The organism is Bacillus sp. ISL-41, from assembly GCF_018613235.1.
GTDB lineage: Bacteria > Bacillota > Bacilli > Bacillales > Cytobacillaceae > Mesobacillus.
In genome coordinates this window covers 223832-246924 of the sequence record NZ_JAGGQP010000023.1, presented here as the reverse complement: position 1 = coordinate 246924, position 23093 = coordinate 223832, and the positions used below count along the sequence as shown (strand labels likewise).

Sequence of the window (23093 nt, the reverse complement as noted above, 5' to 3'; positions counted from 1 at the left end):
TCCCTAAGGCAGTCTTACACCTCGAGAACTTACATACAATGAATACCATTCCTCACGGCTGAGGGTGATGTTGACTGAGTCTCCACATGCTTTGATCCTCGCTGGGTTGACCGTTCCGATGACAGGCTGGATGGCGGCTGGATGCCTCATCAGCCAGGCGAGCACGATGGCTTCTGGTGTGGTTTGTTTCGCTTCTGCAAGCTTTTGCACCAGGGCCGCCGTCTGCTTGACGCTTTCGTTTTCATTCTCGATATTTTTACCAGAATAAAGCCCTTTAGCAAGGGAACCCCAAGATTGAATCTGAATTCCTTCCGTTTGCATGAACTCCATAGTCCCTTCAGGGAAGGTGTTTTGGCGTGCGGCATCCTGGTTGACATGGACACCCGTCTCAAGCCAGCCGATTTTATTCAAGCTCATTTCCAGCTGGTTGATGATGATTTTCTCATCGGTATGCTTCTGCAACATACGAATCTGACCTGCACTCATATTGGAAACACCGAATGAACGCACCTTGCCGGAAGCTTTTAGCTGATGAAAAGCTTCGCCCACTTCGGCCGGTTCCATCAAAGGATCAGGACGATGCAGCAACAGGATATCCAGGTATTCAATGCCAAGCCTTGAAAGAATGCCATCCACACTGTCGAGTATGTATGATTTTGAAAAATCGTACCTGCCGGGCAGGCCAGATTCTTGATCAGCGAAACGAATGCCGCATTTCGACTGGATGATGATTTCCTCACGAAGTCCGGGCTTTTCTTTTAAAACCTGCCCGAAGACTTTCTCTGCTTTTCCCAAAGTATAAATATCAGCATGATCAAACATATTGATTCCAGACTCTAACGCAGCCTCGACCGCCTCATGTGCCTGCTTGACATGTTCCGGCTCGATTGGACTGCGGTCCCAGCCCCCGCCAAGCCCCATGCATCCAAACACAAGCTGTGAAGCATTCAATCCATTTTCATTAATAGGCAGCTTTTTCAAATCTTTCTTCCTCCTTAAAACTCTTTGCAAGACATTCTATCATATTAAAAGAAAAGACTATAATGGAAGGCGCAAACAAAAAAAGAAGCACAGGGTACGTCCCCACGCTTCAGCTCTCCAATATGTCCATGAGTTTGTAAGCTGTCACACTAGTCAACACCAGTCCAAACCCCAGCGCGACTCCTCCAGCAACTAAAAAGGCATTGATATAACTCGTGACAATAATATGATAATACCCTGTGTCCGCTCCTCCGCGGCTGGCCAGCCAGGAGTCAGCCATCGACGTACCAAAGGCCACACTGTAAAAAGTCAAAATCACACCCAGTAAAATGAGTAAAGCTCCAATAATCACAAATCCTTGCAACCTTTCCTTCATCCCCGCCTCACTCCCTTCACTAATCATCCTGCAGAATGAATAATCCCATAACAAACTAGGTCTTCAAATCGGCCTTCTTTCTTCACCTGTTCAATCAAAATCCCTTCTTCTTTCATGCCCAATTTCTGCATGACTTTTCCGGACGCCGGGTTTGACTGAAAATAGCGGGCATAAACCTTGTGATAGCCCTTAACCTCAAAGGCAAAATCGACAGCAGCCTGTGCTGCCTCTGTCGCAATTCCTTTTCCCCAGAACTCTTCTCCAATCCAATAAGCTATTTCCCCGTTGCTGAACTTTTGGTTATTGGAAAGGGCCACTGCTCCATATAACTCTCCGCTATCCTTATCCGTTACTGCAAACTCGTAAAATCGATCAGCGTTAAAATTACCCTGATGTTGTGCGATCCACCCTAAAGCATCCTCGATAGAGTACGGATACGGCAGGTTCAAAGTGCTTTTATAAAGATTGTAATTATTGCAGAGCCTCGTGACTGCCGGGGCATCCGATTCCTGAAATAATCTTAGTACCAGCCTATCGGTAGTGATTGTCTTTTTAGTATCATCATAAATCATCGGAGTTCCTCCTCAACGTAATCAACCATCCATGTCGCGGATGTACAATAACCTTAATCACACTCGGTAGAAATGTATTCAACAAAAAGGTAGAAAAAACCTTTTTTCAACAGAAAGAAGCACAGGGTATGTCCCTGCGCTTCGGTGGCATCGTTCATTTGTAGAATTTCAGAGCTCACACAGCTTCCTGAGGATTCTTTTCCTTCGTCAGGAACCAGCCGGCTGCTGCTATCGTAATTAATACGCTGTAAAAGAACAGCTTCCATTCCTTGGAATGAGCAAAATCGTAGGATAACACTCCGATATCTGGGTGTCCCAATGTTAACACCGCCAGCTTGACGCCTACCCAGCCGACGATCGCAAAAGCAGCGATTTCGAGACCCGGTCTTGAATGAAGCAGCTTTACAAAGAGGTTGGCCGCGAAACGCATGATAATCAAACCGATTAACCCTCCGGCAAAAATGACAAGGAACTTGCCGCCATCCATTCCGCCAATAGTCGGAAGATTGGTGTTCGGAAGAGTCATCGCCAGGGCAACAGCCGCCAGAATCGAATCAACCGCGAACGCGATATCTGCAAGCTCTACCTTGAAAACAGTAGCCCAGAAGCCTGATTTCTTTTTCTCAGCAGCATTGTTGTTGTCTTCCACCTTTTTAAAATAAAGCTTTCTGACGATATGGTTAATCGCGATGAATAACAGGTAAAGGGCTCCTATTGCCTGCACCTGCCAGACATCGACCAAAAACGAAATGATGAATAACGAAGCAAATCGGAAAACAAATGCTCCTGCCAAACCATAAAATAGTGCTTTTTTGCGCTCTTCTTCGGGAAGATGCTTTACCATGATTGCCAATACCAATGCATTATCCGCTGCCAGCAGGCCCTCAAGAGCGATCAATAGCAGCAATACCCAACCGTATTCAAATAAAATCGATAGTTCCAATTATTTATCCCCCTTTAAAATTCTGTTTATTAAGATGCATTTCCGGATTTTTTGACATTGCTCAAACGCCTGGCTTCAATACGCTCCTCGATTTTTTCCAGCTGCTTTTCATCCTCCATCAGCTCGAGCCTATTAGCCTTCAGCAATTCCTCAAAAGTCACTTTTTTCTTTTTCACCTACACCAGCCCCTTTTCAATAGTTTGCTATTATTGAAAGTTCCTGTTTATTTGCCTGCGGTCCATATATAGAAAAAGACCTTTACCAGACATGGTAAAGGTCTCAAAACAACAAAAAGACCTTTACCAAAACGGTAAAGGTCTTGCTAACAACGTCATCGTTGCCAACAAAGCCGGGAGATATCAAACCTCCGAAATGACGACTCTGTTGTAAAAGCTACTCCCCTTTAGGAGAACTATTCAAATAATGTAAATTCAATATAATTCATGGCCAGGCATTCTGTCAATAGGTAACATGCGGGCGTAAAACTTGCTTCTTCCATGTCAGAGTCGTCCCCATGCTTCGAATCTCGTTTATGTGACCGTGAACTCGCAATTCCTCCGAGTTGGGGCACATAAAACTCATTTATGTGACCGTGAACTCTTAATTTCTTCGAGTTGGGGCACATAAATCCTGTTTATGTGACCGTGAACTCGTAATTCCTCCGGGTTGGGGTACATAAATCCTGTTTATGTGACCGTGAACTCTTAATTTCTTCGAGTTGGGTCACATAAAACCTGTTTATGTGACCGTGAACCCGTAATTCCTCCGAGTTGGGGCACATAAATCCTGTTTATGTGACCGTGAACTCGCAATTCCTCCGAGTTGGGGCACATAAAACTCATTTATGTGACCGTGAACCCGCAATTCCTCCGAGTTGGGGCACATAAAACTCATTTATGTGACCGTGAACCCGCAATTCCTCCTAGTTAGGGCACATAAACGGTTTCTTTAGTATTCACTCTTCACCATATTCCATTGCGATCATCCCCGCATCCTAATTCCTTTGAATTATCAGTAAAGTTTTATATGATTGAATGAGAATCTATTCAAATGGAGGGTGTTACGATGGAATTAACGGTTTATTTAGCTGGGCAGATTCACGATGATTGGCGGGATCAGCTGGCAAAGAAGGCGCAGGAAAAGAACCTGCCTTTGGTATTCGTCGGACCACAGACGAACCATGATCGCTCGGACAATATTGGCGAGGATATTCTCGGGCAACAGCCTGGCAATGTGTATAAGGACGATGCTGCCTCTGATATCAACAACTTCAGGACACAGGTTTTAATGCAAAAATCTGATATTGTCATTGCCCTGTTCGGCGAAAAGTACAAACAATGGAACACTGCGATGGACGCCAGCGCCGCCATCACGATGAACAAACCTACTATTATTGTTAGACCAGAATCCTTGATTCACCCCTTAAAAGAACTATCCAATAAAGCGAATGTTACGGTAGAAACCGTTGACCAGGCACTGGATGTCATCAGTTATATTTATGAATAAGATTGGAAGCTCAGGAGCGTCTCTAAGCTTTTTGAATAAGATTGGAAGCCTAGGGTGCGTCTCTAATCTTCTTTAATAAAAATGAAGCATAGGGTTCACCAACCCTATGCTTCTATTCCTTTTACACATCAAATTCCACTCCGGTAACTTTCCATTCGTCATTGATTAATTTAAATGTCAGATTCAAGAATGTCGGGGGAATGACTGGCTCACCGCTTGCATCAATGATAAATTCTCTTATATGGACCCTATAGGCATCTTGGTCTGGAAGATACCGAAACCCCTGAATAACCCAGTCATCCAGTTGGCCATTATCGGCAGAATACAGATGCCATTCATAATTATCTTTGCCCTTGACCAATAACTTATTATCTCTTTCCACCAGGATAAGTTCGTCAGACAGAAGTGCTTGCACTGCTTCTTTTTCCCCTATGGTATGTGCCTTTACAAACTCTCTGGACAGGTAGCTTATTTGGGAAAACAGGTCAATTTCTTTTTGATGTATTTCAAGCTGCGCTTCCAGCTCGGATATTTTCTTCTTTAACGTTTCAATTTCCTCTTTATTCTCAGTAAGATCCACGGCTAATGTTTCTTTCTCACTAATAAGCTGATCAACTGTTTCGGTATCGGTACAAGCTGTCATGATTGGTATGAAACAAACGATCAACAGCAGTAATTTTTTTATGCTATTCATCCCCTTTCCTTCTTTATATAGTTCTGCCAAGTCATTCAAAAGTCCTTCGCCATACACCAATTTCCCCCATATACTTCCTTGACTTTTTAAAGTCTCGATACTCGGTAATTCTCGACGCCGTTATCCTTAAGCAGCTGATTTTTTCTTGATATTGAGGAAACGATTCTCTGCCAGGTATCCATAGATTCCACTTATTGTCATATTTTACTATAATCTATACACGCTCAATGATACCCTTATAGTAGATAAGGTAAGGAGGATTAACATGAATAACTTAGGAGAAGCCATTCGAGAGACTCAGTCCAGGGTAGATTTTTCAGGAGTCGTCATGGTGCAGGATGGGCACGGTGACGCTGCAACTGCAAGCTATGGATATGCAAATCGGGCGGATCAATCAAAAAACAACCTGGGAACCCGTTTCGGAATCGCTTCTGGCTGTAAGCTTTTCACGGCAATTGCCATCTGCCAGCTAGTGGAGGATGGAAAGCTCAGTTTTGATACTAGACTGAAAGATTGCCTTGATATTAAGTTTCCCAGTTTCAGTGAAGAAATCACGGTCCACCATTTACTGACGCATACGTCCGGTGTTCCTGACTATTTTGATGAGGAAATCATGGAGGACTTTGAAGAGCTGTGGATTAAGCGACCGATGTATCACATCAGGAGCCTTAAAGACTTCCTGCCAATGTTCCAGGATGAGCAGATGAAATTCACCCCGGGGGAATCCTTTCACTATAATAACGCAGGCTATATTTTGCTGGGGCTTATTGCGGAACATGCCTCCAGTATGCAATTCACTGCCTATGTAGAGGAATATATTTTTAAAAAAGCAGGAATGATGGATTCTGGTTACTTTTCCTTTGACGCTCTGCCTTCAAGTACTGCTTTAGGTTATATCGACTTGCCTGATGGAAGCTGGAAAACCAATATCTACTCACTGCCGGTGAAAGGCGGTTCAGACGGAGGAGCTTATGTCACCGCAGATGACATGAGCAAACTGTGGAGGGCGCTTCTTGGCCAGCTTTTGCTAAAAGAGGACACCTTGAACATCCTGCTGACTCCCCACGCACAAGTCAATGACACAGGCTATTATGGATACGGAGTTTGGATTAAGAAGCAGGACGATGACATTTTTAAATACCATGTCATGGGCTATGACCCGGGAGTCAGCTTCCATTCCGGCTACTATCCAGCTGCCAAAACCATTGCAACAGTATGCTCCAATAAATCAAGCGGAGCTTACGATATCCTCGAAACAATCGAAGAGACATTGCAAGTAAAGGCCTAACGCAGCAGGGACGGTTCCATTTGCGGAACCGTCCCTGTATTGCCAATAGGTCTCAATCACGACCCGCTTTACTCATCAATCTCTTTCTTTCGCTCGCTGCGTGTCCCTGATATTCTTCTGAACCGTAATGGCCGCAAAAATACTGAGGACAAAGGACATTCCATAGAATCCCTTTTCACTTAAAATAATACTCCCTGCATTGTACAAACCAATCGCCATTAATGAAATAGAGACAATAAGCGCAAACCAGCTGATCCCGTAATAAATATTGGTAACCGGTATGTCCTCCTCCTTATCTCTCACTGCTTTTTGCAAGGATACAGCTGCATAGAGCCCGAATACCAATACGGCAAAATAATATCCTTTTTCGTTCAGCTCCATCCCCGCATTGAATAAACCAATCAAATAAGCCGAAACACCAATTAACAGAGCTCCCCATGAAGCCCCCTTAAATGCTGAGGTTGGTTCTCCCTCTTTCCTCTCCACCTTCACTTTCGGCTTTGTTTCAACCGCTTTATTTAATGATAAATCATGTTCATTTGACATCAAGTCTCTCCTCCAGCTTTTACAAATATGGCTTATATCTAAATACATTATATAGAAGTTGTTTACAAATAATAGATAAATTTGTTATTTTTTCTAAAATCAGCGTCAAAAAGGAGAGAGCAAATGCACAGTTAAACGGAAAAATTCCGCTTAAATCGGAAAAGACCTATAATTCTTTAAAAATAAGAGTCGTTTTTCCGCTTATTTCATCCAAATCGTCGGATTTTGGCTTATTTTTAACAACTAACCGGAAAAGCTCCGCTTATTTCCGCTTCCTAAGTGCCCTTTTTAAACTATAACCGGAATCTCTCCTCTTATTTCGGATTCAAAAGCACCCTCTATAGATAATAGACGGAAACTCTCCGCTTATGCCTACACCGAAAATCAACAATGAATGATAAACAAAGCTTTGTAAATAATAAGACCGGAAACGAAGGAGGATTTTCATGGAGAAAAATCAACAAGTAAAAGGATATTCAGGATCTTCTATGCAACCTGGATATTCAGAAACAGATGCTGAAAAAGTAAAACAGCAGATACAGAAAGATGTAGCTGCAGGCCAAGGGGCCATGACTTCCCGAGAAGCAGGCTCTATGCGCGATTAAAAACCACTTTGAGTGTGGTTTTTTCTTTGCAAATTATCTCAGGACGATGATCTTCCCTGTATCCGGATTCACCATGATCCGCTGTTCTGCATCCCCTGCTTTGAACTTAAACGAATAGAAGCGTGTATAGGCAAAGGGATGAAATCCAGAATCCATCACAGGTATGGTCTGCTCTTTTTCGTCTATAATCTCATATTTTTCTATGACGATTTCCTTCGCCTGATTATAGGTTAATTGTGGGATAGAAAAGTATAAAATGGTTAAGAAAAGCAAGGCGAATACCCAATAAGGAATTCTCCATTTCCTCTTCACTTCTTCCTTAAAATAAAGAGCATGTGTAACAAGGAGTATGACTGGCAAAGTCGAAGGCCAAACTCCAATAAATACAGTTTGATCAACCACACTAATGACAAGAAATGCAACCAACGAAATGCCCCAGCCTAAATACGACTTATCTAATTTCCTCATCAATTGTCCCCTCATGTCCGAAGTCTATAGAATTAGATTTCGACTTTATCATTTATAATCCTTCTAATATAAGTTTTAGTTGCCAACGTGGCGTTTTGGAAATTGACAAAAAAGGAAAAGACGAGCATTTTATAGAAATTACATCTATAACAAATTATTCGGAGGATATCATATGAAAAACAATTCAAAACCTGTGAGGCTGCTTATTGGCGACAGATTGTATTTAAGGCCGCTCAGTCTCGAGGATACGGAAACCTATTTCCAGCAATTATTTGACCCTGAAGTCAGGAGGCTCACGGGCACGACACGGGCATTTACCAAAGAAGGTATTCAGCGTTACATCGAGGCCAAATCACAGGATATTTCGAGTGTCCTGCTGCTCATTGCGTTAAAAGACACCGATCAGGTCATTGGGGATATCGCTCTACAGGATATTGATCCCATCAACCGAAACTGCAACATTCGCATTGCGATTGAAAGTGAGTACCAAGGCAAAGGCTATGGCAGTGAAGTCATGCCGCTCATGCTGGATTATGGATTTGGCATACTGAACATGCATCGGATCGAGCTCGAGGTCTTTGCTTACAACCCCCGGGCCATCCATGTGTACGAAAAGCTGGGATTCAAACAGGAAGGAATTCAACGCGATTATCTCTACTACAATCATAAATACCATGACTGTATTAAAATGAGTATCTTGGAAGATGAATTCAGAGAGCTATATGTAAAATAGAGAAAGCAATTCAATTGAATGATGGTGAGGAAAAGATGAACAACTACGTTAAAGCATTATATGAGGAAGCATTAAAACATCGGAATAGTACGGAAGCAGTCAGGTTGTCTAAATACATGAGGAATCAATTTGAATACATTGGTTTAAGAGCTCCGCAGATGCAGGAGGTTTTCAAACAGCATGTGAAGACTTATGGCCTCCCTGCAAAGGAAGACTTACATGAGGTCATATCTTCCCTGTGGAAACTGGAAGAACGAGAAATGCAGATTAGCGGGGCTTACCTGTTAGATTTAATGAAAAAACAGTTCACCGAAGAGGATCTCCAGCTTCTTCAATACATCATCACGACCAAGCCTTGGTGGGACACGGTAGACCATATCGCGAAAAAGCATTTCGGATATTATCTTGAAAAATTCCCGCAGCATCGGCAACTAATTATCGACAGATGGATCGCCTCGGATAACATCTGGCTGATCCGTTCCTGCATATTATTTCAATTAGGCTACAAAGAAAGAACCGATGTGGCCATGCTCGAGGATATTATCTCGAGAACCTGCCATACAAAAGAATTCTTCATCAATAAAGCCATCGGCTGGGCTCTGAGAGAATACGCTAAGCAAAACCCTGAGAAAGTCTTAGAGATGACGAACAGGCTACCTCTTTCAAACTTAAGCCGAAGAGAAGCCTTGAAGCATATTGGCAAGAAGTGAAGACAGAATAAAGGAGCACAGGGCATTTTTATCCTTGTGCTCTTTTAACTTTCCTATATAAAACGATGACCATTTCACAGAAAAACGTCATTCCGATAATGGTAAAGATGAAGAAAAGAGGAGAACCCGTCATACCGAAAGCCACCTAATTCTGAAGTGTATCAACACTTTTCCATGAGCCTTCGATATCTGGTGTATAGTTCATCGTTTTCATGTAGCCTATTCCAAACATACTAAGAAAGTAGATTATATGAAGTGCGATTGACCAAGCGGCCGCTTGCATGAATAGCTTCATATTTTCAGCCTCCTAATAATTTAATTGGGAGCTCTGCGGGCTAAACATAAGAACTGTCCTTTTTCCACTGATCATTTCAGTGTGATCTTCATAACATCACCCAAATACCTCATTGAATTATATCCATAAATATCAAGCCTCTTAGGAACCACGTTTACTCCGTCTATCATTATGGTTTGAACTGTTACAAAATGCCGGGGCTGTTCTAATTTTTCATAATCCACCGGATCTGAATATGGATCGTAAATAACACCATTTTTATCAACGAGTACGCTTTCTTGTTGCATCCCAGTTGAAATCGGTTCATGTTCATTTTCATCGACAATATTCAGGTGAAGAGCTTCGAAGGCCCGATCGGCAACTTCATGATTGCTTATCACAACCCTTGTCGGCTGTCCAACTTCAATTTCATCAATACTGATTGTGCTTCCTGCATATTCAAAGGTCTGTGGAAGTGGTTGGTCTACATCCAATTCGACGCTTTTATGGTCTGCAAATGTAAAATAGGCAGTTTCAAAATGAATTTTCAGCTCTTCAGGTTTCTCACCAAAAAACGAATCAAATTGCGTTTGATAAGTACGCCAGTCCATATCTTGCTGAGTGTGTGAAAAGACACTGCCATATTCGTCAACTTTCACTTTTTTACCATTCACTTCGAGATCACCCAAGTTAAGAAAATCGATCCTTTTATTTAGCTGTACTTCTCGGATGCCATATTGCAAAATAGTTGCTGTTGGCGCGATCGTTAACTTCTCTAACCGAATGGGAATTCCCTCGATCACTGTTTGTTCTGTTAAAGCTATTTCTGTGGAAGGCTGCTTAGTTGCCGGAATTTCGAATTTCCACTCGCCTGATTTATAACCATTGGCCCTAAAGCCCACTTCCATACCTGCTCCATTATTTCCGGCTACCAATTCCTGGACTTGTGTGATTTTCAGTTTGATTACCGCCTCATCTTCTTCTAACGGCTTCAGACTGACCTTTCCGTAGAACACATTCTTATCTCGTTTATTGATCTCGGCATCAAGGTCCGGAAAAGAATATCTCGGATACGTTTCATTTCTCATGATTTGATATTCGTTCTCAACATAAAGGCCATCTTCATAGCTCATAAGATATTTATTGTCGCCCTTGGTATCTTCTATCTCATAAAAAACAAGTGTTTGGGCATCATCAGCAACCACGCCTTTAATTTTGATTTTCACGCCATCGCTTTCTGCTTCCAGGTTCACCCTTTGGCCAAGGTTGCGCTGCAGGAAGGTGCGTAATTGCTCATCCTCTTCGGTCCAAGTATAGTAGACATTTGCAAAAACGCCAGTAAAGAAACTAATCCCGATCACGATGGCACAAACACTTGCAAAGACCAGTGCAACTTTTTTAAGCTTCTTAAATCTCTGCTGCCTCTGCTGCACTTTTTTTGCAAACCGTTCTTTGATATTCGCAATCAAATTCTCCGGCACTGTCAAATCATTCATCCACTCAGCATGATGTAACATAAGGGTGACATCCTGAAAGGCAGCCAAATCCTCCTGACATTCCCGGCATTCATAAAGATGGATCTCGAACTCTATTTTTTCCGGCCGCTCCATCCTTTTTTCCAGATAATCAATGTAGTTCTTCTGATATTCCTTACAGCCGTTAAAAGTTGTCTCGTACAATTGTTTTCTGACCGACTGAGTCCCGGAGAACAATAACTCTTTTAATTTATCCACTGAAACTCGTAAAATATGTGCAGCTTCCTCCTGGGAGAATCCTGTGCCATAGGTAAGGGCCATCGCTTCCTTTTCCGCATCCTTAAGTTGATCAAGTGCATTAAATAAATCATGATGTGAAGCATCTTCATCTGATGCCAGCGTGACTTCATCGTCCGAAAGCTCCCGGCAAATATCAATGAAAATCGAAGCAACCCATAATGGAAATGAAGTATCATTTCTATATCGAGGCAATTCCTTGTGCACTTTCATGATCGACCGGTAAAATAGCTCTTCCGTTTGCTGTTGATTGCGAAGGTAAAACCAGCCTAGTGCATAAAAGGGTTGCTTATGCAGCTCAAACCAATCCACGACAGAATCTATCCCTTTTTCTTGAACAGCGGTGATTGTGATGGCATCCATTTTTGCTGGAATCATGTTCATCCCCCCTTTTAACACGCTCTTTCTATATAACTCTATTTTACCTTTAATTCCCTATTATGCTAGATATCTTTTAAAAAATGGAAGCTGGCTGATATTGCTTTCATTAGGCTAATTTTTTAACGACGTACACTAAATAAAAAAGCCCAGGGTACGTCCCCCGGGCTTTATAGTGCGGATACTTTATTTCTTCCTGTCCGTTTTGATTTATATAAGGTGTCATCCGCCTGTTTGATGAAATCTTCTAAGCATTGAGTTGTTTCTAGATAGGTTGAAGCGCCAAGGGAGATGGTAATCTTGATTTCTTTGCCATTTGGTATGGAGAATCGATGATTTTCCACTATTCCGCGAAGGCGTTCTGCGATTTCCAGCGCTTGAGAATAGGAACAATTCTTTAATAACAGAGAAAATTCTTCACCGCCATTTCTTGAGACAATATCACTTGGGCGCGAGCAGGTGATTAACAGACCTCCCAATTGCCTTAAAACTTCATCTCCAGCTTGATGACCATATGTATCATTGACCTTTTTGAAGTGGTCGATATCAATCATAAGCAACGATAATTTTTCATTAAGCTCCTGGGCACTTTCTATACTTTCGTTTAATGAAGAATCGAACTGTCTGACATTATTTAATCCTGTAAGAAAGTCTGTTGCCGACTGGGTTTTCAGATGCAAAAACATTTTGTTCGACTGAACGATATATCCTGCCAAAAAATACACCAAAACTCCCGATATTGTTGTAATCACCCAATAGTTAACCAGAATTTGATATACCTGATCAGAAAAGCCCATTAGATACAATAAGCCGGATGAAATCGAAATTAAGCTAATCAATCCCATAATCGTCCACTTGAAAAAGTCCGGACCCTTTACCTTGTTTTGGACCAGTGCGGCAAACCCCGCAATAATAAACATTATGAGCACAGTGACGAGAAATGTTTCCAAACTTCCATCAAAAAATACTAATCTGCTGATATTGATTATGCTAGCGGCTACGAACGCCGAAACAATTCCTCCATAAAAAGCAGACAACAGGATTGCGATATGACGCAAGTCCATTATGATCACTGGAGTAATCTGGATACTAAAAGCCATTAACACTGAACCAAGTATTCCCGCTAATGCCCCAAGTTTTATCTTTTGAAGAGTTGAATCCATCTCAGGATTATTTTTAAATAAACTTCCGCCTATAAACAAAAACGTGATAACAAAACTAGAATGTATTAAAAAGTCTTTCAGCAAGATCATACCACCTAAAACGTGAAATTCGGCATCCTTTTATAGAATACGAGATAAAGGACAATTTTGCTAGAAAATTCCTAGTCCTCTCCCTCGCCACTTAGAGTATTAAAAGGCCCCCGATACAAACAGAGGAACGGTGATGTAGTGCACAATATTTTCTATTTTACCCGAAATAATCTCTTGCGAATGTGGTCTTCTTCACTGCCAATTTATAAAGGCGATAACTTTCATCTAGTAGAATGCTTATGTATAAGCAATGCGATTGGAGGAGTGGTTGTGAGAAAAGCAAAACAGCTTGTCATTTTGTGGCGACTTGTTTTACAGGGTACTTTCGGAACAGAGTGAGATGCGGAAGGAAGTGGCATTTTACTTTGACACCCATATCCCCAAAAAATCGCCTGCCTCCGGTCCATCATACTCACCGGAGGGCAGGCGATTTTCTTTTTATTGTAATCCTTGTATCACTATTTCTTTCACTGGCAGGAAGGTTTCGCCGGTATCCATGTATTTGACATTAACCTGGTCGCCTTCTTTTACATAAATCGCCAGCGGGTTTGTTTCTGATGAAATGATGTAGTTCTTTTTGTTATCCAGCAGGATCGAGACAATCGTGTAGTCGCCTGTTTTTTCTTTGTAGACGCGCAGCACGGTTCCGCTTGTTTGCTTTTCCTCTGCCTTCGAATTGCCATCGACCGTTCCGCCGCCATGCTGGAGAGCGGTCTTATACTTTTTCAAGGCTTCATTCGGAGTGTTGCCGTACACAGAAATCTCGGGGTTCGCTGCTGACACGATAAAGTAGTTTTGCAGGAAGCCGTTCGAATCTAGCACGGCCGTCAACCAGCTAGCTTCTCCATAGAAGTTGTAGATGATCGGCATTTCACCGTGCCACTTTTTCTCAATGAATTTCTTTTCAATAATCTGCAATGCCCCTTCGGAATCCATATAGGAATCTTCGAGATTACCGGTATAGAAGGTCGCCTTCCCTGTCCGTGAGTTTGTCAGCGAGTAGCCGAGCATCGAGTCGACCCCTTCTTTCGGGCTGGTAAAATCGGTGAAATAATACATGTCGCCATTTTCATCGAAAATCGGGCTGACCTGAGCCTCGGTCCCTTCATCTGAAGGCAGCTTCACATCCGTTTTGCCAAACACGCTGTTCCAATAGCCATGGACATAATTACCGTAATAGCTATTTTGCAGACTGACCGCTTCAGGAGAAACGGCACCGTCAATGAATTCAGGAACATTGGCCAACGCATAGGAGTCTGTCTTTCCCGATTCCGGATCCACAACGACGACCCCTTTTACATCAAAACCAATCCTGGCTGAGATGAACTCACCGAAAGTCCTGATATAGAAAGGTTTACCCTCATCATCAATCTCCAGCTGCGTGTCTCCGTAAAAAATAGTCTCAGGATTCTGCATCCGGATATGACGCTCGAGATTTTTATTGTAGTAAGAAGATGGCGTGTAAAACATCTTTGACTTCATGAATTTCGGGTTTGCTGATGAATCAGTGGCACTGACTGTAAAATAACCCGGTGTCGATTCGCCATTCCACCACTTGAAAAAGCCTGAAAACTCAACGGGAGCAATATAGACATACTCGCCATTGACCTTCTGAATCTGCAGGTTCCCAAGCTCATAATAACTCGTATTCGGAACCTGGCCGAATGCCTTCTTCATCTTATTGCGTGCAAACTGCGGAGGGACACTCGCAGGTGTTTCCTTTTCATCAAAAGTCGAAATCTCCGTCTTCTCCGCCATTTTCGCAGATTCATACTTTTCCTCGGCGTTAAAAAGAAAGGCAATCATAAAATACGCGCCAACAAGAAGGAGGGCTATAAATAGAATCCCTTTTACCATCCTTTCCTTCCCAACCGCTAAAAACGTGCCGCCAACCGTTATTAAAACCGCAAACGGCCATAGAGACGATAAGTTGCGATCCAAATTAAAGGCATAATAAAACGCAAAAGTTCCAATTGTGACAAGGACAATCACAGCAATCAAAAAGGACGACCTCATTTTCCATCCCTTTTCTTCCCCCCTTGAAAAAGGAGTAAGGACTAGAGCAGAAGCCAAACCAACTAATAGTGCAAACAACAGAATATTTCCCATAATAATCCCCTTATCAATTTGTCCTTAATATATACGAATCAAAGGGCATAAGGTTTCATGGTACATGGGTGGGATGAGGGGTTTGCGGACGCCGATCGCCTTTATTGGTGACCTCTTTTTCCGGTTTTTGGATTTTTAGGACACCAATCGGGCACATTGGCGACCTCTTTTTCCTGTTTCTGGATTTTCAGGTCACCAATCGGCTTCATTGGTGACCTCTTTTTCCTGTTTCTGGATTTCCGGGTCACCAATCGGGCTTATTGGTGACCTCTTTTTCCTGTTTCTGGATTTTCAGGGCACCAATCGGGCTTATTGGTGACCTCTTTTTCCTGTTTCTGGATTTCCTGGGCACCAATCGGCTCTATTGGCGACCTCTTTTTCCTGTTTCTGGATTTCCAGGGCACCAATCGGGCTTATTGGTGACCTCTTTTTCCTGTTTCTGGATTTTTAGGGCACCAATCGGCTCCATTGGCGACCTCTTTTTCCTGTTTCTGGATTTCCAGGGCACCAATCGGGCTTATTGGTGACCTCTTTTTCCTGTTTCTGGATTTTTAGGGCACCAATCGGCTCCATTGGTGACCTCTTTTTCCGGTTTCTGGATTTTTAGGGCACCAATCGGCTTCATTGGTGACCTCTTTTTCCGGTTTTTGGATTTTCAGGGCACCAATCGGGCTTATTGGTGACCTCTTTTTCCTGTTTCTGGATTTTCAGGGCGCCAATCGGGTAATAACGTAAATTTTTCAAATAAAAAAATCAGCCAAATTAATTCCACCAACGTGGAGGGTTAATTTGGCTGATTTATCGTGGGTCTTTGGGTTGCTGATGTGCACTATCGAACAGCAACAGGACATGAGAAAGTCCCACTTCCAACTTTAAAGAGATTCCCTAATCACTTTCTTTGAATGCACAACTGAAAGTATAGCAAAAATGGAATACAATGCTGTGTATAATCCCATGACGATCAGCATCGGCCACCATAGTTCTGTTCCGAAGAAGAACCAGCCGGATTGGACGGCGAAGTAGCTGTGCAGCAGCCCGATTGCTAGCGGGATGCCGAAGTTGAACGCCTGCTTTGCCTGGATTCCTTTCAACAAATCTCCCTGGGTGAATCCGAGCTTTCGTAATATTGTATAATTCGGTTTTTCATCTTCTGTCTGGTCCATCTGCTTGAAATACAGAATGCAGCCTGATGTGACAAGGAAAGTCAGTCCAAGGAAACCAACAATGAACATCGTAAGCCCCATCTGCTTCTTTTGGATATTTTCACTGTCCAGGCGTGATTCATTCATGTCTTCTTTATGGTACTTATATTCATTGAACAGGCCATTCGCTCTCTCCAGATCGCTTTCATTTTGAATCTCAATTCCGATATACAGAGTAGAGCCTGTTTGAATAGAAGGATCCGCATCTTCCTTTAACTTCTCGAATACAGTCTCATCCACGACGGCTACCGGAGCTCCCCCGAAATAGCGCGACACCGGATATTCCTTTTCCATTCCAAGATATTGCAGCGGAATGGCATGATTTTTCCCGATGATTTCAATCGGCCCAGAGTCCTTCATGGAGATAAAGGTCATCATGATATCACTGTAGCCTGTCATGTAGGCTTCATCCTTACTTACTTCCCTCTGACCATCAGACTTCTCGCTAATAACCGACACACTCATCGAGCGTGGATCCTGTGTGTAACCCTCCATTTTCAGGCCAATAATTGCTTCCGCGTTCATTACCGCCTGAAGTACCTCAATCCTTTTTTCGGTAAAATCGATGTCCTTTGAATTCAACTTCTCCATAAAATCAGCAGCAGACTTCTCATCCACAAAGGCAAAGTTGTCTGGAACCATATTTTTCGCAGTCTGCTCCGCGGAATAATAGGAGATATAGCTTAGCGACAACAATCCGATCGCCAAGGCCGATACCGTGGTGATAATCGTCAACAGCAGCGCATTCGACTTCATCCTGAACATGATTGAGGATAGCGAAAGCACCTCATTAATGTTTAAATAGCCATCCTTCTTTTTCCGGATAATATTGGCGATGAAGCTTACAGACCCTTTATAAAACAGGTAGGTACCAAAGATGACTGAAGCTAATATGAACACCATGGCCGAAAAGAGTGCGTTCACCGACGTGAAGTCCCCTTCAAATAGCATAGAAGATACATAATAGCCGATCCCGATCAGCCCTATGCCAAGGACTCCGATCACTATCTCAAAGAAAGAGATTTTCTTTACACGGCCTTCCGTTTTTGATACCACCCTGAATAAGCTCAGGATGCTTTGTCTTTTTATAAAAATGAAGTTCAGCACCAGCAGCAATACGTAGATCAGTGAAAATACAATCAGTGTCTGGACCAGTGCTGTGCCGGAAAAATGAAGCTTTGCGATTCCGTCGACTTGCGTGAGTTTGAACAGTACCATCATGATCAGCTTGGAGATGGAGAATCCGAGGAAAACACCTGCTAGCAAAGAGCCATAATACAGCAGAAAGTTCTCAACACTGAGGATCCAAAAAATTCTGTCCTTCGTCATCCCCACCAGCTGGAATAACCCGATCTCCTTGCTCCTCCTCTTGATAAAAATTCGATTGGCGTACGTAAGGAAAATCGCGACGATGCCAACAAGCAGGACAGAAGCAGCCTTTATCGCCGCCGCCCCTTTGATCGAACCCTTTGTTTCATCCATCGACGGATCATATTGGAGAGTGACGAATGCGAAGTAAAGCGCGACACTGAACATCAGCGCAAACACATACAAGTAATAATTCTTCAGGTTCTTTTTCAAATTACGAAAGATGAGTTGATTAACGCTCATGGTGCACACCGCCCAATACGCTCTGGGTTTTCATGATATCCTTGAAGAACTCCTGTCTCGTCTGGTCGCCTTTATTCAATTCTGTGTAAATCAGGCCATCCTTGATAAAAATAACCCGGCCGCAATAGCTTGCCGCAACAGGATCGTGAGTGACCATCAGAATCGTCGCCTGCCGTTTTTCGTTTAAGTCACTCAGTTTGTTCAATAAGTCTGACGCCGATTTCGAATCCAGTGCACCCGTAGGTTCATCAGCAAAAATGATACTCGGTTCATGAATAAATGCCCGTGCAGCCGAGGTCCGCTGCTTTTGCCCGCCAGAAATTTCATTAGGATACTTATCCTTCAGCTCGGAAATCCCCAGTTCACTGGCAATCTTCTCAAACCTTTGATTCGCTTCCTTCCTGGGCGTCTTGCTGACTGATAGCGGCAAAAGGATATTTTCCTTCACCGTCAGCGTGTCAAGCAGATTGTAATCCTGGAACAAAAAGCCCAAATGCTGCTTGCGGAATTCCGCCAGCTGCTTCTCCTTCATCCCGGTAATGTCTTTTCCTTCAATCTTGATCGAACCGTTAGAGACTCGGTCAATCGAGGAAAGGACATTCAGCAGCGTCGTCTTTCCCGAGCCAGAGGCACCCATGATGCTCACGAACTCCCCTTTGAAAATTTTCAGGTCGAGCCCCTTCAAGACTTCCTGTTTATTAAACTTATTTCCATATGTTTTATGAAGTTTGGCAGCTTCCAGTAAAATCATATCCGCACATCCTTTCTTTGATAATTTCATTATAAAATCCTGGCGCTATGCCTTCCTTCGATTCAGGTTACAAGTGAGCAAAGGCATGTGACATTTTTGTCACATGCCTGTTATTTGGAGAAATTCATTGCTTTTCGGGAAGGTAAGAGTAAACGTGCTTCCCTTGCCAGGTGCGGATTCCACATCAATCCTGATTTTCAGAGGCTGTGCCGCTTTCCTTGCCAGGTATAAGCCCATTCCGGTTGCGGCATGATCCTGATGATGGACTGTGGACGTGAAACCTTTTTCAAAGATGCGCGGAAGATCCCTGGAATCAATCCCTCTGCCCTCGTCGGCAATCTCGAGGATAATCTGCCCATTCCACTCCCCACTTCTAATCTGGATATCTGATGCATCGCTGTATTTCACAGCATTCGTCAACAGCTGCCGCAGGATAAACGCAAGCCATTTGGCATCCGTCATCACCTCGTTGTACTCCAGATCGATATCGAAGCCAATCCCTTTTTGGATGCACCATGACTGCAGAGTTTTGACCTCACCGAATATCACACTCTCCAAATCTGTCTGTTCTATGTATAAGTCATTTTCCATGAACGGAATTCGTTTTTGATGCAGCTGCTGATCCAATAAAAGATGGATGCGCAGCCACTCATAGGTCATTTCCTTTTTCAGCGCCTGGTCCTCGAGCCGGTCAATCATCAGCCGCAAAGCCGTCAGGGGCGTTTTCACTTCATGGATCCAGGAAAGCAGCTCATCCTTTTCCTGGTCCAGCCTCCGCCCATTCTCGGACACTGCTTTTTTCAGCACTTCAAAATGATGGGTGATGCTTTCGGCTACCATCCCTTCAAACGGACTGAGCAGTTCCCTATCTGAAAATCCCAGGAGATCCTCCGCATCCTTCAACTCCTGGTAAAATTTCATTTCTCTCTGGTAACGGATCAGGATAAAAATTACAAAGATAATCGCTGACAGAAAAACATAATAAAGAGCCGACTCCATCGAAACAGCTGAATCTATATAAGCAATAAAAATGATTAGAAACTGGAGCAGCAGAAATAATAGAATCCAGCTCCTCCGTTCCTTTAGATATGTAATAAACATCAGGCATGTTCCTCTTCAACGGCCATGTATCCCTGTCCAACCTTCGTTTCAATTCTGCGGCCCAGCCCAATCTCATCCAGCTTCTTCCGCAGCCGATTCACGTTGACCGTCAGTGTATTGTCGCTGATGAACCGCTTATCATCCCACAAGCTGTTCATCACCTCATCACGGCTGACGATTTTGTTTTTCTGATCAATCAGCAGCTTTAAAATGAAGATCTCATTCTTTGTCAATTCAATCCGGCCCATCTCATTTTCAACCGTGTTTTTATCATAATCAATCGTTGCCCCGCACCAGGTCTTCAACTGGTTCTGGGTCGCATTATAATTATAGGCACGGCGCAGGATGGCCTGGATTTTCGCAATCAGCACCTCAAAGTGGAACGGCTTTTGGACAAAATCATCCGCTCCTAGCTGCATCGACATGACCATATCCGTAGGGTGATCCCGTGAAGACAGGAAAATGATTGGAACATTCGAATGCGACCGGATCATCCGGCACCAATGAAACCCATCAAACCTCGGCAGCTGAATATCGATAATCACCAAGTCAGGTTTCACTCTCGTAAAATCACCCATCACATCACCAAAATCCGTCACCCCATGCACCTCATACGACCACTGAGTCAGACGCTCCCGAATCTCTTGGAATAAAGACGCATCATCCTCAATCAGCAAAAGCTTCAACACCATAACCACCACACTTCCACTTCTATCTTCTTTATTTTAAAGGAAGTATTTTCTATATACCAGAAATAGTAGGGACATGAAGGCAGAGAGTTAGCTTATTTGCTTCATTGGTAACCTCTTTGTCCGGTTTCTGGAGTTTTGTGCACCAATCAGATTATTGTTCTCGAATTCTTCCGTATTTAAAAAAATAAGCCAAATTATTCCCAACAATGTGATCAGAGACGAAAACAATGTGGAGTAATTAATTTGGCTCATTTACATTATGATCAAAATTCAGAGCCTATAATACCTACTAATCTGGCTGAATGAGAAGCTGCAAAGTCCAGAGCAATATTTGGCATGGTTCGCTTTTCCGAAAAAAGGGATTTAAAGATTCTTTGAAGAATTTAAAGGTTTGTACCGTCATAACGTTTTAACGGTTTACCGCTTAATCTCAAATTTTTTGTGGAGGTTGTTGTTATGTTTACAATCGATAAGTATATTGGATCCATCAAAGCCAACCTTGAGAAACAATCGGGTTTATTAGTTGGAAATCTCAAAAACACCTTTTCATACAATTTTTCATCTAATATAGATTTATTGGATTTCTCTGCATTCATTGAACCAACCAATTTAGAGTTATCAATAATAATGTTCTCAATGGATAAAGAAGGCAATGAAGTTTTCTATGAAGGAAATGACACATCGGTTTTTGCTGGCAGTGAGGAGATCCTGCCGGAAGTCGAATATCATCAGCTGAACGAGAGTCAGTTAAATGATTTTTTTGAGTTCTATGAGCAAAATGAAGAGACATTAGTTCCACAAGAGCAACAGGTTTTTACAGACTGGTTTAGGCAATGCTGGGAAGAAGCCAGCGGAACTTCATTGAATTTGCCATCGTATTTTGTTTTTCACGATGATTATAAATCATATGATTTGAAGAATCATAAATGGATTGATGACGAAGAAAAATGGTCATAAACATCGAAGGATGCCTATATTTCGAGGCATTCTTTTTTATCGTTTTTAATTTAAAGCAGGTAACGACTTAAAGCTACTAGAATATTTATATTAAACCAAACGTTTTGGAGGTGTGATTTTGAAAAAGGCAATCGCATTAATGTTTTTAAGTTTGTTCCTGATTGGATCTTTCCCCGCTATAACAAGTGCGTGCTCTTGTGCGGAATTACCGACGGCTGAAGAAGAAATGGAGCGTTCAGACGCTATTTTTAGCGGGAAGGTCATCGAGATAAAAGAAGAGAAAGTAAAAGGATACATGACGAAAAAAGTGCTTTTTGAGGTTACAAACACTTGGAAAGGCGTGGATGAATCTCAAGTGGTCATCACGACAGGACAGGGTGGCGGGGACTGTGGATTTCGATTTATCGAGGGACAGGAATACCTGGTCTATGCAAAAGAATCGGACATGTACGGAGCCAATTCGCTTACAACCACCATGTGTGACCGGACCAATGCATTGAGAGCTTTACAAGATGATCTGGAGGTTTTAGGTGCAGGAGAAACCCCGACGGAGAAAGCAGATTTGAGCAGCAGCAACCAAAACCCGGCTCCATTTTATCTATGGATTGCTGGAGCTTTAGCAGTAGTCGCCCTCGGAACTTTTTTGTTCATGAAGCGTATTAAAAAGTAGGATTCCCTTCACTTTCGCCAGAAAAAGCATGAAACTAACTGCAGGATGTGAATGTTGATGTCTTCAATCTTTATTTTTCTATTAGGAATTTTATTCGTAGGGATTGGCGCTGTTTCTTTTTTCCGTCCTTACAGGTATCCTTGGGCGGTAAGATTTCTGACAATCCTCTTTGGCACAGGATTCCTGACCTATTCCTTTGCGAATTGGTTCGGGTTGGTCGACTAGTGCTATAAAACCAGTGCCGTTCAGCTGGCTCTATTCTTTGAGACAGCTCCCTGACCACCTACTTCCGTTTCTTCGCAAAATCCATTGCCTTTTTTTTTGCTTTCGACGGCTTCAGGTGGTTTTCTGCCTCAAACTTGTTTACATGAAAAATATGCACACCAACCCTCATGCACAATCCCTCATAGGGTCAATCCAGTTTTTCCCCAGCCAATATTCCAATATGTTACAATACCAGAAAGAGATCATCCACGAAGGAGGACGGGTAAAATGGCGTTTTTCATTTCTCTCATTTTCATTGTGATTTCAGCTTTCATTTCCCTCTTTTTTAAAAATGAACTGGAACGGATGTTTCTAAAAGGTAAAGAGTTCTTCCCCTTTCACATCTGCAATGTGCTGATCATCTTGATGGTGGCTTTTGCTTCTCAGGCCGTTATGACGAGATATGTTTTCGGGCAAGAATTTCATATCATCCGGGACATCCTGATTCTGCTCGCTATCATCTTACCTATTTATCTCTCAGGACACTTAGCCTTTGAAAAATATAAATCCGTCTACCGCAAATTTTCTCCTGCTGAAAACGGGAAGGTACTCGTACTTAACGAAAAGTATATGAAAAAGAAAAAGCGGTTTAAAAGCCTCAAACAGTATAATGCTCTGTCCAGGGAAGAGTGAATTT

25 protein-coding genes are annotated in these 23093 nt (G+C 42.7%); 8 read left to right on the top strand and 17 right to left on the bottom strand.

All coding sequences use genetic code 11. The features are described from left to right. Positions 1-3: 3 nt before the first annotated feature. The 5 genes from J7I80_RS11940 to J7I80_RS11920 all read right to left on the bottom strand — a co-directional run bounded on the left by J7I80_RS11940 (position 4) and on the right by J7I80_RS11920 (position 3048). Positions 4-981 (bottom strand): aldo/keto reductase, encoded by a 978-nt coding sequence (locus J7I80_RS11940; protein WP_251027726.1) that lies wholly within the window; start codon positions 979-981, stop codon positions 4-6. A 109-nt stretch (positions 982-1090) separates the two neighbouring features. Continuing rightward, positions 1091-1357, bottom strand: coding sequence for a hypothetical protein (locus tag J7I80_RS11935; protein WP_214738582.1), 267 nt, complete (start codon positions 1355-1357; stop codon positions 1091-1093). 23 nt (positions 1358-1380) lie between these two features. Then, positions 1381-1929: a GNAT family N-acetyltransferase gene (locus J7I80_RS11930; RefSeq protein WP_214738581.1), complete on the bottom strand. Its 549-nt coding sequence runs from the start codon at positions 1927-1929 to the stop codon at positions 1381-1383. A gap of 175 nt (positions 1930-2104) precedes the next feature. Then, positions 2105-2872, bottom strand: coding sequence for a TerC family protein (locus J7I80_RS11925; RefSeq protein WP_214738580.1), 768 nt, complete (start codon positions 2870-2872; stop codon positions 2105-2107). A 29-nt stretch (positions 2873-2901) separates the two neighbouring features. Then, positions 2902-3048 (bottom strand): FbpB family small basic protein, encoded by a 147-nt coding sequence (locus J7I80_RS11920; RefSeq protein WP_214738579.1) that lies wholly within the window; start codon positions 3046-3048, stop codon positions 2902-2904. Positions 3049-3937: 889 nt separating this feature from the next. On the opposite strand from J7I80_RS11920, the gene J7I80_RS11915 reads away from it, so the two are divergent. Further along, complete coding sequence (locus tag J7I80_RS11915) at positions 3938-4378, top strand: YtoQ family protein (RefSeq protein WP_214738578.1); 441 nt, start codon at positions 3938-3940, stop codon at positions 4376-4378. Between the two features lie 121 nt (positions 4379-4499). Here the strand turns inward: J7I80_RS11915 and J7I80_RS11910 are convergent, their stop codons facing one another. After that, positions 4500-5072: a coiled-coil domain-containing protein 22 gene (locus J7I80_RS11910; RefSeq protein ID WP_214738577.1), complete on the bottom strand. Its 573-nt coding sequence runs from the start codon at positions 5070-5072 to the stop codon at positions 4500-4502. 265 nt (positions 5073-5337) lie between these two features. Here J7I80_RS11910 and J7I80_RS11905 point away from each other — a divergent pair, with 265 nt between their 5' ends. Continuing rightward, on the top strand, positions 5338-6360 hold the full coding sequence (locus tag J7I80_RS11905; RefSeq protein WP_214738576.1) for a serine hydrolase domain-containing protein: 1023 nt from the start codon (positions 5338-5340) through the stop codon (positions 6358-6360). Between the two features lie 75 nt (positions 6361-6435). On the opposite strand, the gene yiaA is transcribed toward J7I80_RS11905, so the two are convergent. Next, positions 6436-6906: an inner membrane protein YiaA gene (gene yiaA / locus J7I80_RS11900; RefSeq protein WP_214738575.1), complete on the bottom strand. Its 471-nt coding sequence runs from the start codon at positions 6904-6906 to the stop codon at positions 6436-6438. Between the two features lie 446 nt (positions 6907-7352). Between yiaA and J7I80_RS11895 the strand changes: the two genes are divergently transcribed. Next, on the top strand, positions 7353-7511 hold the full coding sequence (locus J7I80_RS11895) for a hypothetical protein (RefSeq protein ID WP_214738574.1): 159 nt from the start codon (positions 7353-7355) through the stop codon (positions 7509-7511). A gap of 33 nt (positions 7512-7544) precedes the next feature. Here J7I80_RS11895 and J7I80_RS11890 read toward each other — a convergent pair whose 3' ends face one another. Next, positions 7545-7979, bottom strand: a complete 435-nt coding sequence (locus tag J7I80_RS11890) for a hypothetical protein (RefSeq protein WP_214738573.1) — start codon at positions 7977-7979, stop codon at positions 7545-7547. Positions 7980-8151: 172 nt separating this feature from the next. Between J7I80_RS11890 and J7I80_RS11885 the strand changes: the two genes are divergently transcribed. Together J7I80_RS11885 and J7I80_RS11880 are read left to right on the top strand one after the other, a co-directional pair. Then, the gene (locus tag J7I80_RS11885) at positions 8152-8712 is read left to right on the top strand and encodes a GNAT family N-acetyltransferase (RefSeq protein ID WP_214738572.1); all 561 of its coding nucleotides are present in this window, start codon (positions 8152-8154) and stop codon (positions 8710-8712) included. A gap of 35 nt (positions 8713-8747) precedes the next feature. After that, on the top strand, positions 8748-9422 hold the full coding sequence (locus J7I80_RS11880; protein WP_214738571.1) for a DNA alkylation repair protein: 675 nt from the start codon (positions 8748-8750) through the stop codon (positions 9420-9422). Between the two features lie 145 nt (positions 9423-9567). On the opposite strand, the gene J7I80_RS11875 is transcribed toward J7I80_RS11880, so the two are convergent. The 9 genes from J7I80_RS11875 to J7I80_RS11840 all read right to left on the bottom strand — a co-directional run bounded on the left by J7I80_RS11875 (position 9568) and on the right by J7I80_RS11840 (position 20562). Then, positions 9568-9717: a hypothetical protein gene (locus J7I80_RS11875; RefSeq protein WP_214738570.1), complete on the bottom strand. Its 150-nt coding sequence runs from the start codon at positions 9715-9717 to the stop codon at positions 9568-9570. Positions 9718-9788: 71 nt separating this feature from the next. Next, the gene (locus J7I80_RS11870; RefSeq protein ID WP_214738569.1) at positions 9789-11846 is read right to left on the bottom strand and encodes a DUF4179 domain-containing protein; all 2058 of its coding nucleotides are present in this window, start codon (positions 11844-11846) and stop codon (positions 9789-9791) included. A 170-nt stretch (positions 11847-12016) separates the two neighbouring features. After that, the gene (locus J7I80_RS11865) at positions 12017-13093 is read right to left on the bottom strand and encodes a GGDEF domain-containing protein (RefSeq protein ID WP_214738568.1); all 1077 of its coding nucleotides are present in this window, start codon (positions 13091-13093) and stop codon (positions 12017-12019) included. Positions 13094-13537: 444 nt separating this feature from the next. After that, positions 13538-15208 carry a DMT family transporter gene (locus J7I80_RS11860; RefSeq protein WP_214738567.1) on the bottom strand — a complete coding sequence of 557 codons (1671 nt, stop codon included), beginning with the start codon at positions 15206-15208 and terminating at the stop codon, positions 13538-13540. A gap of 447 nt (positions 15209-15655) precedes the next feature. Then, positions 15656-15781, bottom strand: coding sequence for a hypothetical protein (locus tag J7I80_RS23495; RefSeq protein WP_285289134.1), 126 nt, complete (start codon positions 15779-15781; stop codon positions 15656-15658). Positions 15782-16080: 299 nt separating this feature from the next. Next, entirely contained in the window at positions 16081-18021 is a 1941-nt protein-coding gene (locus J7I80_RS11855) for an ABC transporter permease (protein ID WP_214738566.1), read from the bottom strand. Then, positions 18011-18772, bottom strand: a complete 762-nt coding sequence (locus J7I80_RS11850) for an ABC transporter ATP-binding protein (RefSeq protein ID WP_214738565.1) — start codon at positions 18770-18772, stop codon at positions 18011-18013. The genes J7I80_RS11855 and J7I80_RS11850 overlap by 11 nt, the downstream gene beginning before the upstream one ends. Positions 18773-18871: 99 nt before the next feature. After that, positions 18872-19873, bottom strand: a complete 1002-nt coding sequence (locus J7I80_RS11845) for a sensor histidine kinase (RefSeq protein ID WP_214738564.1) — start codon at positions 19871-19873, stop codon at positions 18872-18874. Further along, entirely contained in the window at positions 19873-20562 is a 690-nt protein-coding gene (locus tag J7I80_RS11840; protein ID WP_214738605.1) for a response regulator, read from the bottom strand. The genes J7I80_RS11845 and J7I80_RS11840 overlap by 1 nt, the downstream gene beginning before the upstream one ends. Before the next feature lie 459 nt (positions 20563-21021). Here J7I80_RS11840 and J7I80_RS11835 point away from each other — a divergent pair, with 459 nt between their 5' ends. The 3 genes from J7I80_RS11835 to J7I80_RS11825 all read left to right on the top strand — a co-directional run bounded on the left by J7I80_RS11835 (position 21022) and on the right by J7I80_RS11825 (position 23089). Continuing rightward, entirely contained in the window at positions 21022-21522 is a 501-nt protein-coding gene (locus J7I80_RS11835) for a hypothetical protein (RefSeq protein WP_214738563.1), read from the top strand. A 112-nt stretch (positions 21523-21634) separates the two neighbouring features. Continuing rightward, on the top strand, positions 21635-22192 hold the full coding sequence (locus J7I80_RS11830) for a hypothetical protein (protein ID WP_483297698.1): 558 nt from the start codon (positions 21635-21637) through the stop codon (positions 22190-22192). A 492-nt stretch (positions 22193-22684) separates the two neighbouring features. Beyond that, entirely contained in the window at positions 22685-23089 is a 405-nt protein-coding gene (locus J7I80_RS11825) for a hypothetical protein (RefSeq protein ID WP_214738561.1), read from the top strand. The last annotated feature ends 4 nt before the right edge of the window (positions 23090-23093 follow it).